Raw genomic sequence first — 20594 nt, forward strand, 5'->3', positions numbered from 1 at the left:
ATTACTTGTTAGATAGGCTCTTTTTGTGTTTTTAGAAAATAACGTCGTGGGATCACATTTTGTATTAAAAAAATTTCCAATTAAGTGTGTCATTTATTTGAGCAAAAGCTGTGTCATTTTACTTGGCGGTCACAAATGGTCGTTTAAAGTGTAGAGTAGACATTAAAAACATATCATTTTTTGGGATTTTAATATAATTGTTTTACTTGAAAAGTACCACTCGCTTTGTATCTTAATAATACATTCTTGTTAACCAAGGGCAGAGCTTTAAAAAACAGGCATATGTCGCTTAATGATCCAACAAAATAATATACAAATAGACAACTTAAATAAATAAAAGAGTCTTCAAATAATAAATAGCAAGTGATCCAAATAATTCCCTGAACAACACTCGGGAAAATTACAATTATTAAAAATTGATTAGGTGTTAATGCTTTCAAAGGGATACAACGTCTCTTTTTAATCGAGACAAATGTTTTAATATTAAATATAAATCTTGCAGCAAAGTAATGTGAATACTCATGAACATAAGTTCCAGTTTTTAAAAGTAACAAAAACCACACTGTTTGTATTAGTAAAACATTCGTTTGCAATAAAAATGACTCCATCACCAAAGTCCAATTCAAGATCAAAAATAGAATTAAAGCAATAAAAAAAGATGCCTGAAAGTAGTTATTGTCAATTAGTCTTGGAGAACGAATAAAATTACTATTTTCTACATTCATTTACCAACCATCCCATTAAATTTTTCCGATTATAAAATGCTTAGCTAAAAAATGAGTCAATAATATATAGATTAATTTTAATGTTTTATCAGGCCAGGTGTAAAAATATCATCTAAGATTTTCTTATCATAGTTTAGTAATTCAACTAACAATTTTAATTTTCCATATTGAATGAGTTTTTCTTCATGTTCTAATGTATTCGTTACAGTATACTCAAATATCTCATTAAATTCATTTTGTAGTTTCGATTTTTTAATATAGGTATCATCAAATACATGAATGTAATGTTTTTTATTATGGCTGCTATTATAATTATCCGGTGCAAAAGCCGGAATTGAATTTATGAAAATTTGAATTTGTTCATCCGTAACCACTTCTAGTTTGCTAATACAAGTGGCACAGGTAACCTCTGATATTTCACCTATATACTGTCTATCTTCAACGGGTTTAAAGAAATCACACAAAGTAAATCCTGAATCAGTAATTAAATGAACACCTAAAAATCCATCGTCATGCAGCTTCATTCTAACCTCCTATTATTCATCTGCTTTATCAATACTTTCTTGAACTTCTGAATCAAAGATTTTTGCATAGATCATCGTTGTATTAGGGCTAGCATGATTTAATATTTTTTGTAAGATAGGGATACTGTTAACCTTTTTCATATGATTTGTAGCAAAACTATGTCGTAGTTTATGTGCTGTTACATCAGGCTTCCCGAAATAAAGGGCATACTTTTCAATCAACTTTTGCATCGCACGTTTTGTAAGAGGTTTACATTGACCTCCATAGGTACTTACAAATAAGGCATCTACACCTTTTGCTTTGTACCTAGTCTCACGAATTTCTAAGTAATTCAATAAATCTTGCTCTGCCCGTTTTGAATAAGAAATATATCTGAAATCATTTCCTTTTCGTAAAACCTTCATTTTTCTACCCACTTTATCGATATCATCGAGGGTAACATCAACCAATTCCCCAATTCGAAGTCCTGTACCGAGTAGAAGGGAGATAATAGCCGTATCTCGTTCTTTATTGTCTTTCCAATTGTTAAATAGGCGTTTGCTTTTAGATACTTCCTCTTTTATCCCAAACCCCTCAGCTACAAACTCTCGGAATATCTGGATCTCTTCTTCAATCAAGATATTATTTTGGATATTATCTATTCGAATGTCTTCACTAGAACTATTCTTTTGTAATTGTATCTGACTCATGACATTACGCTCTATATAAGGTCTACGAACTTTAGGAACATCCGTGACATTTAAAAATCGAAAAAGCGATTTAAGAGCAGAAATCTTTCGATTGATGGTAGCAGAAGAGAGGGGAATACCACGACCATTCTTTTGATTTTTTAACTGGAGAATAAACATATCTATTTCATCACGATCTAAATCGTTTAACGTCAAAACCTCAATATCTTTAACTGTCTTTGATTTGGATATTCCTTCAGCTATGAGCCAATTAAAGAAATCTTCAATGTCACTACTATATGCTAAAAGGGAAGAGGGGGCCATATGTGAGTTGGACTCAATGAATCGAATAACATAATAAGGGAGTCTCTCGATTTTTTGTTTAAGTAACTCTGCGTTCACGAGGTTTTGTGTCTTCAAGCTATCAACTCCAATCAATTCGACTAATTTCGACAACTGTTCACAGAAAACAGTTTATATGTACTAGTTTACATAATTTAATTATGGTGTATTAAGAAATAAAAACCCGTTTTTTATTATCTCTTACTTGAATATTAGCAAAACAAGACTCGACATAAGGTTCATTCATATTCCTTAAAATTCCCTTGTGAAAATCTGTATCTTCCTCAGAATTAAAGAATTCCGCATGGGAAGGGTGGTAATACCCTCATGAGAATAAAAGCCGTTTTGAACCTCTATAACCCATCCTGATTTATTCAGAACTATCACTCCATTTTTCTATTTCTACCACGTACTGTTCTTCGGCCAGTAGACATACTCTTTGATATAAATTTACGGTAACGACGAGTTGGAACACGCCTTGTAAAGTTTTCCTCTGGTTTTGCGTTCTCAAACTCTCTATGGTGAGAAGCGACAAAGAGGGTAAGATACTCAGCAAAATTGATCTCAGTAAGCTCTTTTTTACCGTTCCATTCGTAATATTTGATATTTGATAAGAACGTGTAAAAGTCTTGATTATGAAGCAAGGCAACGACTAGTTCATTTTTTCGATGCTTACTTTGAAGAGATTGCCGTTTTAGTTCTACATCCGAAATTCCAAAGGGTATTTGCACATTAGTAATAATAGTTCGTATAATTCCTAAGAGTAAATCAACTAACTCTAAGCCAATCCTTTTTCCTTTAGGCTCTAATTCACAATTAAGAACACTGTATTGCTCGCCACGATACAAGGATTGTGTGTTTAATTGCTCAATCATTCTTTGAGGAAGATTTAATTTTGTATACTTGGTAGCTTCTTCAATATAAATATTAGCTTTAATCCAGACATCAGAACCATAATTTCGCAGCAATCCATAGAAAATACGTTCTGGAAGTTTAGTGTAAATCATCAGATCCGAAAAGTCTTTACCATTAAACATTGTATTTCTTTCATTTAAGGTATGTGGATTATAATTAATGACATTCATCTTAGTGAATTTAGCATATCTAGAAAAAATATGGATGGTTTCAGTAATATCGTCACGTAATTTAGAATACCCTGCATAATCGGTCCAATGAAGCTTCATTTCTTTATTTCGTAATTTCTCTGATAGTCTATTAAACTCATATGTATTATAAATTCGTGTAGGGAATAAGAGTCCGCCCATCGTTGTAGGTTTGTCTTTATTCCGTCCACTTTCATCAAAGAATATATCCATCAATTCAACGTTAAAAACCTGTAGCATATAACACCTCATTTCAAATTATATAAATTATTATTAGTTAACCTTAAATAATCTTACTTAACTTCGGTTTACATTTTGCTCTTTTAGTAGTATTATAGAAATACGATAACCAACCCGTTCCTAGGAACGACTAATGTATCGAGGATCGATGAGTACCCGTCTCAAGGGACGATCAAAGTCATCCGACTAACTTTTAACACAATATTTTCATTAGGCAGCTGCTCGTTATGAGGAGCATTTTTTTTTGCTCTTTTTCTAATTTTACCATTATTTACTTGATTAGTAAATTAATTGTTCACAAAATTAATATTATGTGAACAATTATGAATGTTAATTTTTAGAGAAGGGATTACCCTTCTCTTGTAAGTGTTCACACGAATTATAGTTGTGACATATGTATTAAAGTAGTGATATGGATATTAAAGTAGTGATATGGATATTAAAGTTATGACATGCGAATTAAAGTAGTGATATGAATTAAAAGATATGAAATTGGTCCATATATCGAACACTTGAAGATGTTTTTAGAAGAATAAAAAGTAACAGATAGTCCTCGTATGTAGTTACAAGGACTATCTGCAGGAATATTATCAATCTAACCTTCCTTAAAAATGTTTATCTTTGGAGATGGATTGATGTCCCGTTGAATAAGTGAACACTATTTGAGATAATAAGGTGAGCTTTATATATTTTTAGGTTCTAATACCTTATTTACTCTCATAAGGATAGGAACAAGCGAATGTGGTTACGACACTTCGCCTAGACCTTTGATACTCTATACATTGGTCGGCTCATTTTTTTGCTACCTTTTAGGTGGCTTTTTTTATTAGTTTAAAACTTCAATCATGCTAACAACTAAGGTTAGAAGTAACACAACAAATGTCATAGCAGCAATAACAGTATTCAATTCTCCATTATGATTCTTCATCGTTTACTGGAATCCCCCTTATTAAAGATTCCAATGTATAGAAGTATGACCTTTATTAACTATATTCATATCAGGTGGAATATATTCCTACTATTATTCTAACATGTTAAAAATATATTTTACTGACAATAGTTTCAGTATTTACTTCCAATATGCTACCTGTATTTGTAGTTTTTTTAGAACAAAAAAAGAAAATCTCCATAGTCTGATAACCAAACTACGGAGATTCGTCATTAATTTTTGCTATTTGCCGTTTAATATGGTGGATCTGCTAATACAACATCTATTTTTGTACTAGTGGATTACATATTATCTTTTGAAGGTGAATTAAATTAACATTCATCTACTTTAATGTAACTTGTCAAATCATGGACAAATTTCATCTCAAAACCGTTCTACTAGTAATGAATCAATAGCAATCCGTTTTCTAAGACTTTCCATCGTAGGTGTTAACTCATCTGGATATGGATCTAATCCTTCAGGAATACCTAATTTCGACATTGAATCGAAATTGGCTAATGCTTGTACGCCTCTCCATAAAGAATGATGTTCATTGATGGCATTTACCGCTTTTGGAACAAATTCTTGTAACCAAAGGAAAGCTTGTTGTTTGGTTGTACCTGTAAAGGTGACTCGTAGTATGTTTTCTACTAAATTAATGGCATGTTTCTGCTTATCCGTAACTGGATTTAGTACGGTAGTCTTCTTCGCTTTGGGAACATGCTCTCTTAACCAAAGGAACGCTTCTTGTTTTGTATTCCCCTCGAATGTTATTTGTAGAACATTTTCTACGACATTAATTGCATTCTGCTGCTTATCCGTAATTGGATTCATCTCATACCTCCGTAAGTTTATTCATAAGCCTCTGAACTATTGGATAAGAATTTTCATAGATTTGTTCAAATAACCTCAAATCCTACCAATATTGCTTTAATCTCCTCCGTGTTAGACGGATTGAATCTTTTTGTAACGCCCCTTGCTGAAAAAGAAAGTTCCTTACCATTTTTTAAGAATGATATGACGAAACTAGCCCAACTTGGATGAAGTATTACTTTGTTCCCTTTAAGTTTCTTTTCTTACCATGTAAGAGTATGTGTATCTTCCGTTAACTCCGAAACAGCTTGTATTATTTGTGCCTGTGTCATTTTCATTTCTATATCCTCTTTTCTTAATTGAAATATATTTTTACTTACCAAATGACCTAATTCGATAGGATTTTCACATCTTTGGCCCGATACGTGTTTTTGGTGCCGTCGTCAAATTCAATATGAAATGCACGATATGTATATGGATGCCAAAAATCATTAAGGTAATACCCCGTAATCGTTCCTTTTTTGGTCATTCTTCTTTTCTTCACGTTTATTAGAAAATAGTCTGTTACTTCACAACGTTTTTCAATAATCGTATCCCTCATAACACTACACCTCTACTTATCTAGTTTTTATTCGCCCTCATAGTCATCTAATTATGCAATGTTTAACATATTCTCAAAGGATAGCTGCTTATCCATTTTTCTTTTCTCCAGACCAGATAAAAATTCAAGGTTTTGAGTCATAATGGATACGGTATCCATGTCCATGGGTGCTTCTACTCGATGTCCGCTTGGTACATATACTTTTCGGTCACCATTCTTTCTACAATTCAGAAAGGCTGTTGTGTCCGTCGAAAAGAACGGGTATTCCAGCAGCATTGAGTTAGCGCCCCCTAAGAAGTGGTAATTTCCTTGTGGGTACTTGGCAAAGATATGGTTCAACAAGTCTCGAACAAATTCTTGTCTGTTGCTTAAGAATGGAACCAGGCCACCTATTCCCACCACTTCATTACTAGGATCATTCACCAACTGCTCTAATTCCTCGAAACTATCAGTACATTGCCATACAGGATAGATTTTTGCATGAGGAACTAGTTGCCTTAACTTATTGAAATTCTTTTTAGTTTCAATTGGATTATGAATGACATCCAAATTAAAGAAACCGAGAATTCGTTTGTTATGACAATGTTCCTTGATGAAAGCAGCATATTCTTCTAAGGAGATATAATCGACTTCTCCATCTTCAAAGAGCTCCATTTGAAACGGTTCATGGAGTTGAATCGCATGATTCTGTTTAGTTTTCAGTAACTCTTTTCTTTTAAAGACGCTGAATGCCCCGCTATCGATCACGCAAAATAGATTTTCACTTTCTAATACCTGGTGAAAGTGTTTATCCTTTCGTATGTGAAAGTAGTTAAATAAAACGTACTTACCTGATACTTTTTTTAGTAGGGTTCGAATGAACGGATCTCTTTCAGTTCCGGAAGCATGGAATCTCACGCCTGTAAGTGTCAGCCGAAGTAAACCATTTTTTAACCTCTTTACATGTGCCGTCCCATTAAAACATTGAAAAAGGATTGCTAGCATGGCAGAAGTAAACTGCGTGTACGTCTCTAAATCCTTACGAATAGCTGTTCTTCTGTAAAAGATATAGGAAATGGCTTGTCGTAAACGGGTTCTGGATAATTTCCATGCTTTCGCACCTTTCATGGTTTTAATGGTAAGGTGGCACTTCGAGATCTCCACAACTGTATTTACGGCTCCAGTCACGGTATGGAAATACTCTTGTTTTTTTAGACTCCTCAAGAATTTTCTTTCTTGTTTTCTTGCGTCAATTTGAAATTCTTTGAACATACAACGTCCCTCTCTTTGTTTGATATAAATAAAGAGGTTACTGACTTTTTACGTCAATAACCTCTTCTTGTTCTACTCAAGCTCAATGGTTGTCTTATGATTAAATACATAACGATTTAGGAATATGTCAGTTATATATTTGTTTGTATCATTAGACAACAGATTGGCAGGGTAGTATATATTCATCGAACGATATTTGATCATAATCTCGCTCGGCTTTTGCTACATACTCCCTTAGTGTAATAGGTTTCCCTTTTTCAAACCTCATGGTGTGGCCCATTTCTTCTTCAAGTTTGCAAAGTGCTTCAAATTCTTCAGGAAATGCCTTAGAAACACTCAGCATTTCTTTTGGTGATAAGTAGAAACAGAATTTACAAGAGCATCTGCTCATATCGTATTTTGTGTAACACGGATGAGGTTCGATACCCGCATGTTCCATTAGTGTCCACACGTCCGTTTCGGTCAAATGGTGGATTGGTCTATACCAGTCAACAAATCTTCCTTTCGTAGGAGCATTTGCAGCGGGATATTCACGAAATACACCTTTTGACAAAATCTCCAAACGCCTTGAACTTTCTAAGGATCTTTCACCACTCAAGCAAAGGTAATGACCAGGACCTTTTTTTCGTACCCATTTCGCATAGACATCCCTTTTTAAAGAGGACGTACAATATTGGGCATTCGGTGCTGGAAACTTCCCTCTCTCCACAATTCTTTGTTTGAATCCTTTATCAGATGCAATCATCACTAATTCCAAGCCTAATTTTTCAGCTGCATAGGTAAGATAAGCATCTGTTTCGGGATAATCAAAATATGCCTCTTCGCTTTCCGGACCATCCACCCTCATATGAACAAACTTTACTTTATGTCTCGGTACTTTATATCCATAAAGCATTAAAAGGGCGAGGGCGATTGAATCTTTGCCTCCGCTCGTGTTGAAGTGAAACTCCGTAAAGCTTTCTAAAGGTGGCATTTCACTCGGTAATGGAATGGCTAATCTCTCTGCAAGCTTGATTAACTTGGCTCTGTTCATAACAATACCCGCTAATAGGTAAAGAAGGACGCACCCTCTCTACACTACTAGAGGGCGTTCCTCCCTTCACTATTGCGTTTTCTCATACTGATGTTTTATAACCACTTCTCCTCATACACCATTAACGTAAAAACTCTATCACTTTAAAAAGATGAATATTTCTGTTATTACAACCCTCTTCCCATACTTTACATTTCGGACATTGGATTGCATATACATCCCATAGATTTTCGTTACTGATATGTTGCTGATTACAAGTTAAACATTCTAAAATCATTTCCCCTTGCTTTTCCTCGGTAGTATTATCTAAAATCATTTCAACAGCAATAAAATAGCCTTTCATTAGCTGGTGAAAAAAGTCCAAGACATCAGCATTGTGAAAGTCTAAATGAATGACTTTCGCCTTTATGTTCTTTGCATTTTCTTCACCTAAGCTATCCATATACTCAACAAACATATCCATGCTTACTGTATGAGTAAAATCTTCCTGTTGAACGATAATTTCTTCGTCCTTCCATCCCTTTTCTTCAATGAAGGTTGTAAGCCACTCCTTAAACATTTGTAGCCCCTCCATCCTGATAAGACTCAGGGATATTTATTTTTGTATTGTCGGGTTGTTCAATATGAGTAAAGATGACCTCAATACCTAGATACTTCAAGATATTGTGTGTCGCTACTTCATCGTCAACATCAGAAAACCCTAGTTCCTCACATTGATCATAATACGATTCGTATTTCTCGTAGTTTTCTTCATCTTCCCAGTTATCAGAATGCATAAAAATCTCAAGTTTATCTGTGTCTTCATTCCAATGCTCTTGTAAGGTAGGAGAAAATTTGAGCTCACTATTTAATAAGAACTCATAAATGTGCTCTCTAACCTCACATGCTGATAAATCCGAAAATAGAGTAATGCCGTCCTTCATAATCTTAAATCTCACAAAATTTTCTATTAACATTACCATGTAACATGTCCTCCGATTCTTTTCTAATGTAGTTCACCAAACTTCTGAAGATTAATAGTTAGCTGCAAACTCCTTAAAGGCCCCCTGGAATTTCTCATATTGAGTAAAAGAAATAATATGATCAATTCCATAACGGTTACATTCTTTTAATGGTGTTCCACCTAACATTCCTTCCATTTGGTTAATATCTAAGGATTCATGGTGAACGAGCCAGTCCTCTAAGTTCTTATCCGACATCCAACTAACAGTAATCGATTCGAATTTGTGGTACGTTTCTGCTTCCTCGTTGCGCTTATATACAGCATATTCTTGCAAGATATAAGGCTCCGTTCCAGTTGACACATTAATTAAAAGTAATGAGCCATATTGGAAATACTGGTGAGGGATTTGAGACTCCTTAGTTAGCTTATGCACCAATTTTCTAATAGGTAATGTTCCTTATTCCTTCTCTGAAAATGGACCTTGATACGTCCATAAATCTTGTTCAGGGTGAATGACTTGAAATACATGTAACTCACCGTTACGGTCAACGACTACTTTACTACCTCTCTTTGTTTCAACAGCATTACATATAGCCTTCTCTGTACAATCTGTGAAGCCTAATTCTGTAAATGTTTGTCCTGTGAAAACCTTGTTTACTTCTACCATTTGAAAACACTCTCCCTATGTTTAATATCACGAAAAAAAGACCATTAGCTTTGCTAATCGCCTTTCATCATGCCACTCAATGTTTCCTTTCTTTCCCGATAAACACAAAAAAGGAGTCATTGGGAAAGAACATACTAAAAAATAGTATGATTCTAAGTCCATAGACTCCTGTGTTTACTCATTAACCCGCTAACTTATAAAAAATAAGTTGCCTAGAAAAAAGAAAAAGAAAAGAATTACATCTAAAATTATAGCATATTTTTACAATAATCCATAGATAATTTCAATTCAGTTTAAAATAACTTACCTCAATATGGAGTCATAAAACATAAAGTCTAAAATATGTATAATAAGATGAATGTAACAAGGTTTTGAAGAGAGTCTTTAAAAGAGGGACCAAACTTTGAAAAGATATTCGATTATTAGTGGGCTCTTATTAATGCTACTACTAGGTAGTTACCTAGTATATATGGTTTATATCAAACAACCAGTAGTTAAACCATCAGTAGTCTACCAACATAAATATGATGAAAAAGTTCACTTTAATATCAAATTTATTATATTAGAAAAGACTAATGATGTAGATGTACTACAAACTATTAAGATACAAGGTATTGATGTATTAGATGTACTAGTAGTAGAAGAGATTTCAAATAAAAAACCACGAGAAATCCTAATGTCAAAAATTGGGGAATTACCTTTAGAAGAGTTAGAAGAAGGTAAGGAATATTCCATTACTGATAACTGGTGAAAGTGAAATCAAAGATCAAATTCCTCCTATTACGTTAGAATTTAATAATCATAGTATGATTTTTGATTAAAAAATTAAAAGACAGGAAAAATATAAATTTCCTGTCTTTTTTTTCTATTTATATATGCTGATTCTTCTAAATACTTACGTTTCATAGTCTTCAATATCAGCTCGACCATAACTTGCATGGATTCACTAATAGCTTCTCTTACAGAAACAAACTTAATTGACCTAATGGCTGTTCATCAAGTTTGATATCCAATTCATCCTGAATAGGGTCTTGCTTTAGATTTTGGTCTGTTTGAGAGATATCTAAATTTTTCTCAATGGAGAAGTCCTCTTTACTAAAGCACCCGAGCCATTTGCCATCTAGTGAGTAAACGTAAAAATGAGTCCCGATGCTTAGATTGGTAGATTTTAAAATATAGGATTGACCTCTCTTAAGAGCCTTTCCTGTGGAATCAATTAAGCTGATACCGACTAGATCACCAATTGGCTCTACTGTTTTCCTTACCGGTGTCACGGACACTTTTTCTTCTGTAACAACCTTTTTCTCAATTACTACTTTTTGAGGGGGAGAAGAATGGTGTCGTTGATAACAACGGCAGTAGTCCTTAACCTCCGTGTCTTTTCCAGTAACATCATAGTAGCAATCTCCTTTTCCGAGGTTGCAATATTCCCAAAATCCACACGCAGATAAGGTTTGACTAAATCCTAGCGTAGTTAGACTCACGGTGTTTTTCCCCCTCTATTTTTGTTACTTTTTTTATTTCGTGTTCATGCATCTCTACAATTTTATAACGATCTCCATCTTCCCAGAAAATATAAGTACATGAATATGTCGCTTCATCAAATATCTCACCACGGTATAATAAGTTATGAACCTCTCCAATACTGTCTGTAATCTCATAATATGCATTAACTTCTTTTAATTTTTGAATTTCAAGTACGGTTCTATTTGTTTTCATGCTAAATACCACCTTTTGAATTTTTACTCTTCTTCAAACGATTCAAAGGCCTCAGCTAATCCAATGGCTTTCAAGTACTCATCCTCGATATGCCATGTGCAGTAAGGATCCGTAACCATGTGTAAATCGAGTTTCGTACAAGGGTTTGAAAAAGAACTCCATGCTTTCAAATTTTTGTTTTTCATTTCCTCTCGCAAGTCTGCTAAAATTTCAAGTTGATTTTCAGCTTCCTCTTGAAACCACTCGGCTTCCATAAAATCACCATCTCTTAAGGCAACCACAATCATATGCTTACAATATTCGAGGTAATAAACTACGCCCATTTCTTTTAATACGAGGTCTAAGGCAGCTTGATCGGTCTTGTAGCAAATAAGACCTTTACTACTCTTTTTAGGTTGCTTCACAAAGCCACTCTTCAAGTAACAATACCCTGGGTTATGATTATGCGTTGTTCCTACCTCTTCACTATCGATATAGGTAATGAAACCATCATGAGGGAGTTCACCGAATTCCTTCACCGTTGCAAACATGGCCATCTTGATTAATTCACTACTTAGCTGAGTAGATTCGTTCCTAAAAATGACATTTTCCCATGCATATCCATAAGAATCCTTACGCTTATACTTGCTCCGCCAACTCACCCAAACAGCTGTACAATCCGCATTTCGTAAAATGAGATTATCACCGGGCCGAGTCCAATGTGGACTACCTACTGTACCGTACTTTATACGGTTGTAATGCCGATCAGCTAACTTTCGGCAATCTTGATCTCCTTTGTATGAGACAATCCAAGAGCCGTATGTTCGGTCTGTCTGTACTTCAGCTAAATCAAGCATAGGTTGAATGTGCATCATAATTCCTCCCATTAGAAAGAGCAATTACCTCAACGTTCAAAGTAATTGCTCCGCTTCTTTTTCTATTCACAATCAGTTCCAAATAGTTTATTCCAACAATCTTCACATGTACCACTTATCAGCACTTCTCTAACCGATGCTTTTACGTGAGGGAACGCTACTTGTACGTGAGCTCCCTTTTTGTACAGCTGGACTTGTTCCTTTGTGACATTTGGAATGTCGATAATCTGATTGCAACATCTAGTGCTCACTTGAAATGTAATCGTTTTTTGAGTTGTTTTTACTCCCTTTGTCCTTATCATATATACCTCTCCCTTTATCAAATAGTTTTTATAAGAACGCTAATTGTTCTACTACTTTAGGTTTATTTAAAGACTTCTCTTCACGTTTTGGTTGTTCATCCATTAATTCCGTAAGCTTCAGGACATTTTTCGCACCTAAGCGGGATGCAATATTGACTATATTGGAATGGAGAATCTCAAATAGAATGCCAATCCGTTTTTTATAAAGGATAGATTCTCCACTAGATCCTGAACCCGCATATTGATCAATCACCACTTCACCAGGTAGGGTTATGGCTTCCAAAATCAGATTCCTTAGGCTCACTGGCTTTTCCGCTTGATGAATTCGTTCCTTTTTGCTTGGAGGCTGACAATCAAATTCTTTTATGTCTAATAGTGGTTCTTCCTCTTCACTGGTAAAGGCGGTCGGTAACATATAACTCGTACCGGACATTCTTGCATCCTTTTCACCTGATAAGATTTTTTTGGCATCAGGTCGTAGACTTCGTGCTTGCCTTCCTTTAGCAAAGAAACACACGTCCTCCACATTTTTTGATTTCCTTCCTGTATTGCTTACAACATTCCCTTTTTTCCATGGAATTTTTGTATAGTAATACAATCCTGCCTGTTCTGCCATCTTCTTTATTTGATAGAGATACTCAAAGTTAGAAGCATTTTCTTCGGGCAAAATTTCAACCAAAAAGTGACCTGGTTTTAAGACTCTCGCTTTTTCTTCAAAATCACTTAGTTCATAGCGAAAACAATCATAGTCACTTGTGAAATTCTGATTTCCACCTTTGTTAGACTTAGGATCTAGCCAAGGATGGTCTGAAATGATAGCATCCACGCTATTGTCCGAAAACAAACGCATTCCATCTTTACGACCATCCCCCTCAATGACCACGCAAGCCAATCCAATAAACGCCCCTAGCAATCTTTTTAAATAGTTTCCCAAGATTGTCATAGATTCGTCCTCGAATAGAGGATATCGGTTTGTCCTCAATGGCTTGCTGGATATCGGGTAGTGGCATTGGTTCACCTTTTGATGCTATAACCTCATAAATTCTCTCTGCTAATGTTTGATTCATTATTGTAACCTCTCCTTGTATTTAAAATAAGGGAAAACCTAAGCTCTCCCTTTCCCCCTAAACGAATACTTGTGTCGTTTTTAACTGTGTTAGAAGACGATTCACAACACGATATATCGTATAGTACATCTCATCTTCTGGTTCTCTAGGTAAATTTCCAGCTTGGTCTACGGAACAATCGATATGTGAAAAATGAAATGTATCATCCTTCATGTAACATTTGATAGGACCATAACTTCTCTCTTCGGTGATAAAAAGTTCGTATGTACCATATGGAATCAAACCTTTTTCATATAATGGATTTACAAGACAGAGTGCATCAAATTCTTCATGATCTTGCAACGGACCACCTATGCATTCACTAATCTGTTGTAGCCATTGCCAAATGAAAAAAACGTCCATCGCGGATTTAGTGAGTTGTATAGTTTCGTTAAATCGCACTTCAATCTCTCTTATTTTTTGTTCAGCTGTATCTCTCATTAAATAACCCTTATAGTAGTCTCGATATACAAGTACCATATCCATAAACTTCATGAATAAGGTGGAGGGATAATATTGAGCTCGTCGTTCTTCTTCCCAATCACGACTAAAATGTGACTTTATCCCTTCAACTGCCCATTGATGTGCTAGCTCTTTAAAATCGTGAAAGTTATCTACTTCAAAGATATTCTTTTGCATGTTAATACCTCCATTTACACATTAAAATAGTGTAGATTGCTTTCCTGGTGTGGAATAACAAACCTTTCCCTCAAAATGAACAATAGGTGCGTGTTCCACGATTTCTTTCGTTTCAGCATCTATAAAGTGTTCATTGGTATAAGGATTGTAATAAATGACTCGGCTCATTTCTTCAGTTCGAGGTTGATCTGCATGAACAAACTTCCCTCGCACAAAGGCATGAACCCGCTTCTTTTGTTCCTCCACTGTTTTTCGTCGTCCGGTCTGTTGCACAATAAATCGACAATCAGACAGTGTAACTTGATCAGCATGAGCTAATACTTTTCCACTCTTTGCCTCTCGAATGCTAAAACCACCATGATGTAGATTGCGATAACAATCCACCTGCATTCCGTTGGTTACCATTCTGTTTTTAAATGCTTCCATTCTCTCACTCTCCTGTTTTCATTAAAAAAGACCGAGAATATGTACAAGCGTACAATTTTCGGTCTCATCTCAAGGCAGAAGCCTTATTCATAATAAATTACTTTCTCTTGTGACTATGCAAAAAATACATTGATAGAAACAATGCTTGTAGCAATGACATATACAATGCAAAAGCCTAAATGCATAAGCCATCTGGAATTACCCTTCTTTCTTTCACTTTGCAAATATGCCCAATGATAGAAAAAGGCAACGAAGCAAAGAACAAACAGTAACTCAACAAGTTTCACACCTTCATCCTCCCTATTCGTTTAATTAAATAAAAAAAGCAGCCACGCGGAGTTTGATAAAAAAGAACAGACGAATGCCTGTGTCTTTAAAATCAGTCCACGGACTGCATTGTTTCATACATTAACCGCTAAATCCTGCATAGGATTTGCCAAGAAAAAAGAAAAGAATAAACTAACACCTTTATTATACTTTATTTTATTGATTTTAACTATGATAAATTACTATTTTTACCTTCAGTTTTGTTTATAATAAGGTTTTATTAACTATCATATTTGATGGAGCATCCTTTACTTTTGATACATTTTCAAACGAATATATAATGCCACTTGCAAGACATATGATAAAAGTACCGATAAGTACTCTCTTAAACATAATTTACCGCCCTTCTATGGAAGTGTTTTTTTGTATGTCCACTTAACCCATCGATGCTGTACTTGACTAATGTCACGTCACCAGTGTTCTGATGGTTCACAGTTCCACACAACAGAATTGAGTTCTTTCCATTAACTTCAGATAATATTTGAGTATCGATTGTTGTTATGTTTATAGTAGGTGTCACATTCGCTTTTTTAGCATATACAATATCTTGCCAGTCGTAAAACAAGTAATCTTAATTATCCTCCTCATAAACTATCCTCCTTTATGGCAATAATTTGTCTTGGTGGCCGCTTACCCCTTCGATTGAGTACTTGATTTGAAGTAAATCACCATTATCAGAATCTTGTACACTACCATTCAATTGAAGGTAGTTCTTTCCGCTGACCTCTGACAGTACTTGATTGTTAATAGTCGATAATATTATGGTAGGTTGTGCATTTTTTAGTTTCCTTTGAGAACAATATAACTATTGGTTGATGGAATTAATACATCTCCACTATAACCCCTATATATCATACTGGTTGTAGAACCACCTAGATTGTCATGTACAACAACTCAGTAATTATACATATTAAAATTTAAGTTAGTATCATTGATATATTCATTAAATGACCACTGGTACATATTTAAGTAATTCTGACCATTTAAATTAATGCTAGGATAGAAATTTAGAGCATAACTAGACCCACCATTAACATTCGGATAATCTAATAAGTACTCTTCCCACACTGTACTCGCTTCTACCTTCTTGACATGGTTATTATAAGAAAGTATTATAAAAACTCCAATCACCAACAAAATTAAAGATGTAATCTTATTAAACTTATTCATTACTCACCACCTATGGTAATACTTTACTTTGATAGCCCGTTGTGCCATCAATGCTGAATTTTACATTAATGGTGTCGCCAATATCTGTATCTAGTACATTACCATTCAATTGGAGTACATTTTTCCCGTTAACTTCTGATAAGATTTGATTATTAGAAGTTGTGAGATTGATAGTTGGTGTATTGTTTACTATCGAACCTTTAACATACCAATACCCATCCGAATGTTTTCCGTTATTAGGATAAGTTCCATCAACTCCTACAACATTAGACTGAACTAAAGTCCCTCTTCTTTCACCTGTACTAACACTTACTACCTTTTTATCAACATATATCCATCCACCAGAATTACCAGTTATTTTATAAAGAGTATTTTTGGAGAAGTTATTATCTACATAATAACTTCCAATGGGATACCACTGCATATTTGCGTAATCTCCACCTACTAAGGTTCCAGTTTCAATATACCTTCCTTGTACTGAGGCAAATGTGTAGCTAGAATATTTGTCGGAAGTCGTATAATTTGGATCACCTTCCATACCATCAAAGCCTCCGCCATTCATCCAACTACTTTCAGAATATATTTCATAGGATTGGACAGTGTATTTATTGTAATAATACTGTGTTCCAGCAGCATGAACATCCTTATCATTAATTGGAGTTACCTTAAGAACTCCAATCATAAAAAATATTAAACAAGTTTTCTTAAAAAAATTTTTCATTCACTATCATTCCTTTATGGCAATACTATATTTTGATAGCTGGCCAAACCATCAACGCTATATTTGATTAATAGACTATCACCACTGTTTTGATCCTTAACATTCCCGGTTAATTCAATCAAATTCTTTCCACTGATTTCTGAAAGAATTTGATTATTAGAGGTTGATAGAGATAATGTAGGTGCTGAATTTAAGTTAATTGTTCCTATTTCCGTAGCAACTACTTGGCTATAATTAGTACCATTTTGAGAAGTATATCCTCTACTTTCAAAATGAAAATTCAGACTACCATTTGATGTAGGAAACCATGTATTAGTATCGGGATACCATTCTGCCCACTTAGCTACTGAATTGTAGCTATTACCATTATTACCGGTGATTAAGGGTAAATAATTATTATTAAGTTTCGCAGTAAAAGTTGTGTTGAGGTAGGATTGAGAGCCTGCTCCGTAGGAACTGTAATTTAAAGTAACATACCCTGAAAATCTCACTTCGGTTACACCATTATCTACTCTCATATCAGTAATCTTTAAGTTGCCACTATATACTTGAGCTGAATGATTCCACGAATATTCGTTGTTCCATACCCCACTACTGGTTTTGTTAGCAGTTATTGTTATAGGTAATGAATTTACAGAAGTATAGGAAAATGCTTCAACATTTTTTATGTCAAAATATTTAGGCGTTATAATTACAACAGCTAACAATATAATAAAGATAGGTATTAATCTTTTTTTCATCTGTATCACCTTTCTTAAGCTATTAACCCTCATACCCTGTTTTAAGGCAATACCTTATTTTGATAGTTTACTAGACCGTCTATTGTGAATTTAACATTAATGCTGTCGCCAATATTTGAATCTAGAACACTACATTCAAATAGAGACCATTCTTTCCACTAACTTCCGATAGAATCGTATTGTTAGGTGTTAATAGATTGATTGATGGAGAAGTATTAAAAGTTAACACATATGGATCAGAGATAGTACCACTTCCACTTTCGACTTTTAAACCACTATGAAGTTGCATGATAACTCTAATCCCTTGTGAAACGTCACCAGAATCTACTGGGATTGAATCTCCACTAGAATTAGCAACGACATAGTAGTACGGATTATGATCTCTATAAGATGTCCACCAATAATAAGGATATTGTGATGAATTGATTTTTTTTAACTCAGTAGGAAGCCAAGACGTATAATTTGCATCTGGAATAAAGGAATTAATTACTGCTCCTGAATTACTAAAATTATTTTTAAAGTTTGTCCCTACACTAATGGCTGTATTTCGTGAACCCTCTCCAACGATATCTGTGAATACTTCCGTACCTTGATAAAACCTTGCAGTAATCCATTCATTAGTATTGTTTTTAATTTTTATGTAGTCTAACTGTTGTAAACTTGCTATTGGCGTTCCAATAGGAGCTCCAATGGCATTCGCAGTTTCAATATTTGTAAACCTACAAGCTAATAGAATTAACCCAAGCAATAATATGAAGCTGCTGAAAATTTTCTTGTTTTTCTTCACCTACTCACCACCTATGGCAATACTTTGTTTTGATGCGTTGGCAATCCATCAAGAGAATAACGGATATTAATTTGATCTCCCGCATCTGAATCAAGAAATGTCCCTTGTAATTGAAGGGCATTTCTTCCGTTTACCTCTGATAGAATTTGATTGTTACTTGTTGTCAGATTTAAAGTAGGAAATCTGTTTTTCTTTAATCGTTGTACGGTTACCTGTGTATTCTTAACAAAATAGTTTCCTGATGGAAGTACTTCGTCAAACATCATCCACTTTTCTCTATCATAATCAGGATTTTCTCTCCCGCTAACTTGATAGATCATTCCTACTACGGGTCCCCAAGGTCCTCCACTTTCTTCTCTGAATTGAGTGTAAACTGGTTCCCCGGAGGACCATGTAACTCTATATCTGTACCAATATTGGTCAGTATTAATAGGGAAATTGACATCTGGATTATACGTTCCAACCGTTTCCCATGTGTTACTCTTTTTTAGTCTTTGAATAGATATGGTTTGGTGAACAGACCAATAATTCGTTGAAGGTAGGTTTTCATCAATCATCATCCATTTATCTCTATTTGATGATGTATTTTCATAAGAGCCAATATTATAGATGGACCTATGTGTATTTCCCAAATCATCGTAAATATTAGTCGTTTTGACATCATATACATGTGTATCATCTGTAATTCTGAATCGATACCAATATTCATTCGTATCAAGAGCAAATTTGACATTTGGAGCATAATCATCTATGTATTCCCAATCCGAAGCACTTGCATTAACATTATTAAGTTGGATGTTAGCTATTTGAATAAAAAGACCTATTATGATGATTAGAGCACATAGAATCTTTCCTCTCCTATTCATAAAAATTTCACTCCTCACGGTAATTCCTTATTTTGATATCCACTAAGCCCATCAATTGTAATCTTGACTATTACGTTATCACCTACATTGTTATCTTTTATCTCTCCACTTAGTTCGAGAGTGTTCCTTCCTTCTACATTAGAAAGAATTAAATCGTTTGAGGGATTAGTAAGGTTGATAACAGGATCATCGTTATTATTCACTAGTACCGTAGTAGTGATTGGTGTCATAGCTTGGGTGTAGGAGTCACCTTTGGTTCGGACGTAGATCGTTTTCCTTCCATTGGTGGTCATAGTCGTATCCATTTCTACTTCCAATAAGTCATATTGAGAATTTAATGGACTATTATTTGTAATTATTCCGTTATGCCAGGTTGTATTATCGAAGCTATATTCAATGTTATAAACGTCTTGATCATCAATCATATGTTTTAGTTTTAAGACAACTTTATTGGCAGAGTCAGGTAAAGGTGTTTCATATAAGCTTACAGCTCCTGAACGCACTTGACCGTACCTCGGTCCTACAATATAGATATACATGGTATCATCTCTCGCTTGGGAAACTTGATAATTAAATTGTACGAGTTGACCTGCCTCTAGATATACACTACTACCATAATATTCTTGTTCGTAATTAAGGGGAGGACCATCATAAACCCATGTACCAATATTTAAAATATGAGCATAAGAAGGAGATGTCGTCCAAATCTGACCTACTCCCACATTCATAGTCCCTCCATATCTACTTAGACGACCAACACCAGAGTAATAACCACTTATCGGAACGGTAAAAGCAGAGGAACCACTTTCAGCACATGTACCTTTAGTAACACAGTTTACACTTTGATAAAAAGGGGTATTTTGATAGTAACTAACATAATCTAAATCTGGTGTTGCTGCCGATACTTCTTGAAAGTAAATTAAAACTCCCCCGATTAGAAGACATATGGACATCATTGTTCGTAGTAAAAATTTCATATATTTTCCCCCCTCTAAAATTCACTCTTATTTTAAAGAAAAGATTAAAATTGTTTGAATCTTTTCTTTAAAATAAGAGAAAAGATTCATATTAATACAAAGCCATCAATATGAATCTTTT

29 protein-coding genes are annotated in these 20594 nt (G+C 34.6%); 1 reads left to right on the forward strand and 28 read right to left on the reverse strand.

Annotation, left to right across the window (positions count from 1 at the left end; all coding sequences use genetic code 11):
• Positions 1-188: 188 nt before the first annotated feature.
• The 12 genes from ACFSCX_RS05805 to ACFSCX_RS05860 all read right to left on the reverse strand — a co-directional run bounded on the left by ACFSCX_RS05805 (position 189) and on the right by ACFSCX_RS05860 (position 9839).
• Positions 189-725 carry a hypothetical protein gene (locus ACFSCX_RS05805; RefSeq protein ID WP_377927221.1) on the reverse strand — a complete coding sequence of 179 codons (537 nt, stop codon included), beginning with the start codon at positions 723-725 and terminating at the stop codon, positions 189-191.
• Between the two features lie 77 nt (positions 726-802).
• Complete coding sequence (locus ACFSCX_RS05810; RefSeq protein ID WP_377927222.1) at positions 803-1249, reverse strand: hypothetical protein; 447 nt, start codon at positions 1247-1249, stop codon at positions 803-805.
• A gap of 12 nt (positions 1250-1261) precedes the next feature.
• Positions 1262-2338 carry a tyrosine recombinase XerS gene (xerS, locus tag ACFSCX_RS05815; protein ID WP_377927223.1) on the reverse strand — a complete coding sequence of 359 codons (1077 nt, stop codon included), beginning with the start codon at positions 2336-2338 and terminating at the stop codon, positions 1262-1264.
• A 305-nt stretch (positions 2339-2643) separates the two neighbouring features.
• Positions 2644-3603: a DUF3800 domain-containing protein gene (locus ACFSCX_RS05820; protein WP_377927224.1), complete on the reverse strand. Its 960-nt coding sequence runs from the start codon at positions 3601-3603 to the stop codon at positions 2644-2646.
• A gap of 1312 nt (positions 3604-4915) precedes the next feature.
• A complete protein-coding gene (locus ACFSCX_RS05825; protein WP_377927225.1) occupies positions 4916-5365 on the reverse strand; it encodes a hypothetical protein in 450 nt (149 codons plus the stop codon).
• A gap of 367 nt (positions 5366-5732) precedes the next feature.
• A complete protein-coding gene (locus ACFSCX_RS05830) occupies positions 5733-5945 on the reverse strand; it encodes a hypothetical protein (protein ID WP_377927226.1) in 213 nt (70 codons plus the stop codon).
• A 51-nt stretch (positions 5946-5996) separates the two neighbouring features.
• On the reverse strand, positions 5997-7196 hold the full coding sequence (locus tag ACFSCX_RS05835; RefSeq protein WP_377927227.1) for a hypothetical protein: 1200 nt from the start codon (positions 7194-7196) through the stop codon (positions 5997-5999).
• 151 nt (positions 7197-7347) lie between these two features.
• Positions 7348-8229 carry a phosphoadenosine phosphosulfate reductase domain-containing protein gene (locus ACFSCX_RS05840; RefSeq protein WP_377927228.1) on the reverse strand — a complete coding sequence of 294 codons (882 nt, stop codon included), beginning with the start codon at positions 8227-8229 and terminating at the stop codon, positions 7348-7350.
• A 121-nt stretch (positions 8230-8350) separates the two neighbouring features.
• Positions 8351-8788 carry a hypothetical protein gene (locus ACFSCX_RS05845; protein ID WP_377927229.1) on the reverse strand — a complete coding sequence of 146 codons (438 nt, stop codon included), beginning with the start codon at positions 8786-8788 and terminating at the stop codon, positions 8351-8353.
• Positions 8781-9191 carry a hypothetical protein gene (locus ACFSCX_RS05850; protein ID WP_377927230.1) on the reverse strand — a complete coding sequence of 137 codons (411 nt, stop codon included), beginning with the start codon at positions 9189-9191 and terminating at the stop codon, positions 8781-8783. Before ACFSCX_RS05850 ends, ACFSCX_RS05845 begins: the two co-directional genes overlap by 8 nt.
• A 51-nt stretch (positions 9192-9242) precedes the next feature.
• The gene (locus ACFSCX_RS05855; RefSeq protein WP_377927231.1) at positions 9243-9506 is read right to left on the reverse strand and encodes a hypothetical protein; all 264 of its coding nucleotides are present in this window, start codon (positions 9504-9506) and stop codon (positions 9243-9245) included.
• Between the two features lie 123 nt (positions 9507-9629).
• Entirely contained in the window at positions 9630-9839 is a 210-nt protein-coding gene (locus ACFSCX_RS05860) for a hypothetical protein (protein WP_377927232.1), read from the reverse strand.
• 403 nt (positions 9840-10242) lie between these two features.
• Here ACFSCX_RS05860 and ACFSCX_RS05865 point away from each other — a divergent pair, with 403 nt between their 5' ends.
• A complete protein-coding gene (locus ACFSCX_RS05865) occupies positions 10243-10590 on the forward strand; it encodes a hypothetical protein (protein WP_377927233.1) in 348 nt (115 codons plus the stop codon).
• Between the two features lie 208 nt (positions 10591-10798).
• On the opposite strand, the gene ACFSCX_RS05870 is transcribed toward ACFSCX_RS05865, so the two are convergent.
• The 16 genes from ACFSCX_RS05870 to ACFSCX_RS05945 form a co-directional block, all read right to left on the reverse strand.
• On the reverse strand, positions 10799-11323 hold the full coding sequence (locus ACFSCX_RS05870; protein ID WP_377927234.1) for a hypothetical protein: 525 nt from the start codon (positions 11321-11323) through the stop codon (positions 10799-10801).
• The gene (locus ACFSCX_RS05875) at positions 11298-11558 is read right to left on the reverse strand and encodes a hypothetical protein (RefSeq protein WP_377927235.1); all 261 of its coding nucleotides are present in this window, start codon (positions 11556-11558) and stop codon (positions 11298-11300) included. Before ACFSCX_RS05875 ends, ACFSCX_RS05870 begins: the two co-directional genes overlap by 26 nt.
• A 23-nt stretch (positions 11559-11581) precedes the next feature.
• Positions 11582-12409, reverse strand: coding sequence for a hypothetical protein (locus ACFSCX_RS05880; protein ID WP_377927236.1), 828 nt, complete (start codon positions 12407-12409; stop codon positions 11582-11584).
• A 65-nt stretch (positions 12410-12474) separates the two neighbouring features.
• Positions 12475-12714, reverse strand: coding sequence for a hypothetical protein (locus tag ACFSCX_RS05885; protein ID WP_377927237.1), 240 nt, complete (start codon positions 12712-12714; stop codon positions 12475-12477).
• 28 nt (positions 12715-12742) lie between these two features.
• The gene (locus ACFSCX_RS05890) at positions 12743-13597 is read right to left on the reverse strand and encodes a DNA methyltransferase (protein ID WP_377927448.1); all 855 of its coding nucleotides are present in this window, start codon (positions 13595-13597) and stop codon (positions 12743-12745) included.
• Positions 13587-13781, reverse strand: coding sequence for a hypothetical protein (locus ACFSCX_RS05895; RefSeq protein ID WP_377927238.1), 195 nt, complete (start codon positions 13779-13781; stop codon positions 13587-13589). Before ACFSCX_RS05895 ends, ACFSCX_RS05890 begins: the two co-directional genes overlap by 11 nt.
• Positions 13782-13838: 57 nt before the next feature.
• Positions 13839-14459 carry a hypothetical protein gene (locus tag ACFSCX_RS05900; protein WP_377927239.1) on the reverse strand — a complete coding sequence of 207 codons (621 nt, stop codon included), beginning with the start codon at positions 14457-14459 and terminating at the stop codon, positions 13839-13841.
• A 21-nt stretch (positions 14460-14480) separates the two neighbouring features.
• The gene (locus ACFSCX_RS05905; RefSeq protein WP_377927240.1) at positions 14481-14885 is read right to left on the reverse strand and encodes a hypothetical protein; all 405 of its coding nucleotides are present in this window, start codon (positions 14883-14885) and stop codon (positions 14481-14483) included.
• A 113-nt stretch (positions 14886-14998) separates the two neighbouring features.
• Positions 14999-15172 carry a hypothetical protein gene (locus ACFSCX_RS05910; RefSeq protein ID WP_377927241.1) on the reverse strand — a complete coding sequence of 58 codons (174 nt, stop codon included), beginning with the start codon at positions 15170-15172 and terminating at the stop codon, positions 14999-15001.
• A 244-nt stretch (positions 15173-15416) separates the two neighbouring features.
• Complete coding sequence (locus tag ACFSCX_RS05915) at positions 15417-15545, reverse strand: hypothetical protein (protein ID WP_377927242.1); 129 nt, start codon at positions 15543-15545, stop codon at positions 15417-15419.
• On the reverse strand, positions 15538-15777 hold the full coding sequence (locus ACFSCX_RS05920; RefSeq protein ID WP_377927243.1) for a hypothetical protein: 240 nt from the start codon (positions 15775-15777) through the stop codon (positions 15538-15540). Before ACFSCX_RS05920 ends, ACFSCX_RS05915 begins: the two co-directional genes overlap by 8 nt.
• Before the next feature lie 615 nt (positions 15778-16392).
• The gene (locus ACFSCX_RS05925; protein ID WP_377927244.1) at positions 16393-17103 is read right to left on the reverse strand and encodes a hypothetical protein; all 711 of its coding nucleotides are present in this window, start codon (positions 17101-17103) and stop codon (positions 16393-16395) included.
• A gap of 14 nt (positions 17104-17117) precedes the next feature.
• Positions 17118-17843, reverse strand: a complete 726-nt coding sequence (locus tag ACFSCX_RS05930) for a hypothetical protein (RefSeq protein ID WP_377927245.1) — start codon at positions 17841-17843, stop codon at positions 17118-17120.
• Positions 17844-17964: 121 nt separating this feature from the next.
• Complete coding sequence (locus ACFSCX_RS05935) at positions 17965-18630, reverse strand: hypothetical protein (RefSeq protein ID WP_377927246.1); 666 nt, start codon at positions 18628-18630, stop codon at positions 17965-17967.
• Positions 18631-18641: 11 nt separating this feature from the next.
• Positions 18642-19496 carry a hypothetical protein gene (locus tag ACFSCX_RS05940; RefSeq protein ID WP_377927247.1) on the reverse strand — a complete coding sequence of 285 codons (855 nt, stop codon included), beginning with the start codon at positions 19494-19496 and terminating at the stop codon, positions 18642-18644.
• Between the two features lie 14 nt (positions 19497-19510).
• On the reverse strand, positions 19511-20473 hold the full coding sequence (locus ACFSCX_RS05945; protein ID WP_377927248.1) for a hypothetical protein: 963 nt from the start codon (positions 20471-20473) through the stop codon (positions 19511-19513).
• Positions 20474-20594 lie beyond the last annotated feature (121 nt).

The organism is Bacillus salitolerans, from assembly GCF_042680805.1.
In the GTDB taxonomy this organism is placed as follows: Bacteria; Bacillota; Bacilli; order Bacillales; family SA4; genus Bacillus_CJ; species Bacillus_CJ salitolerans.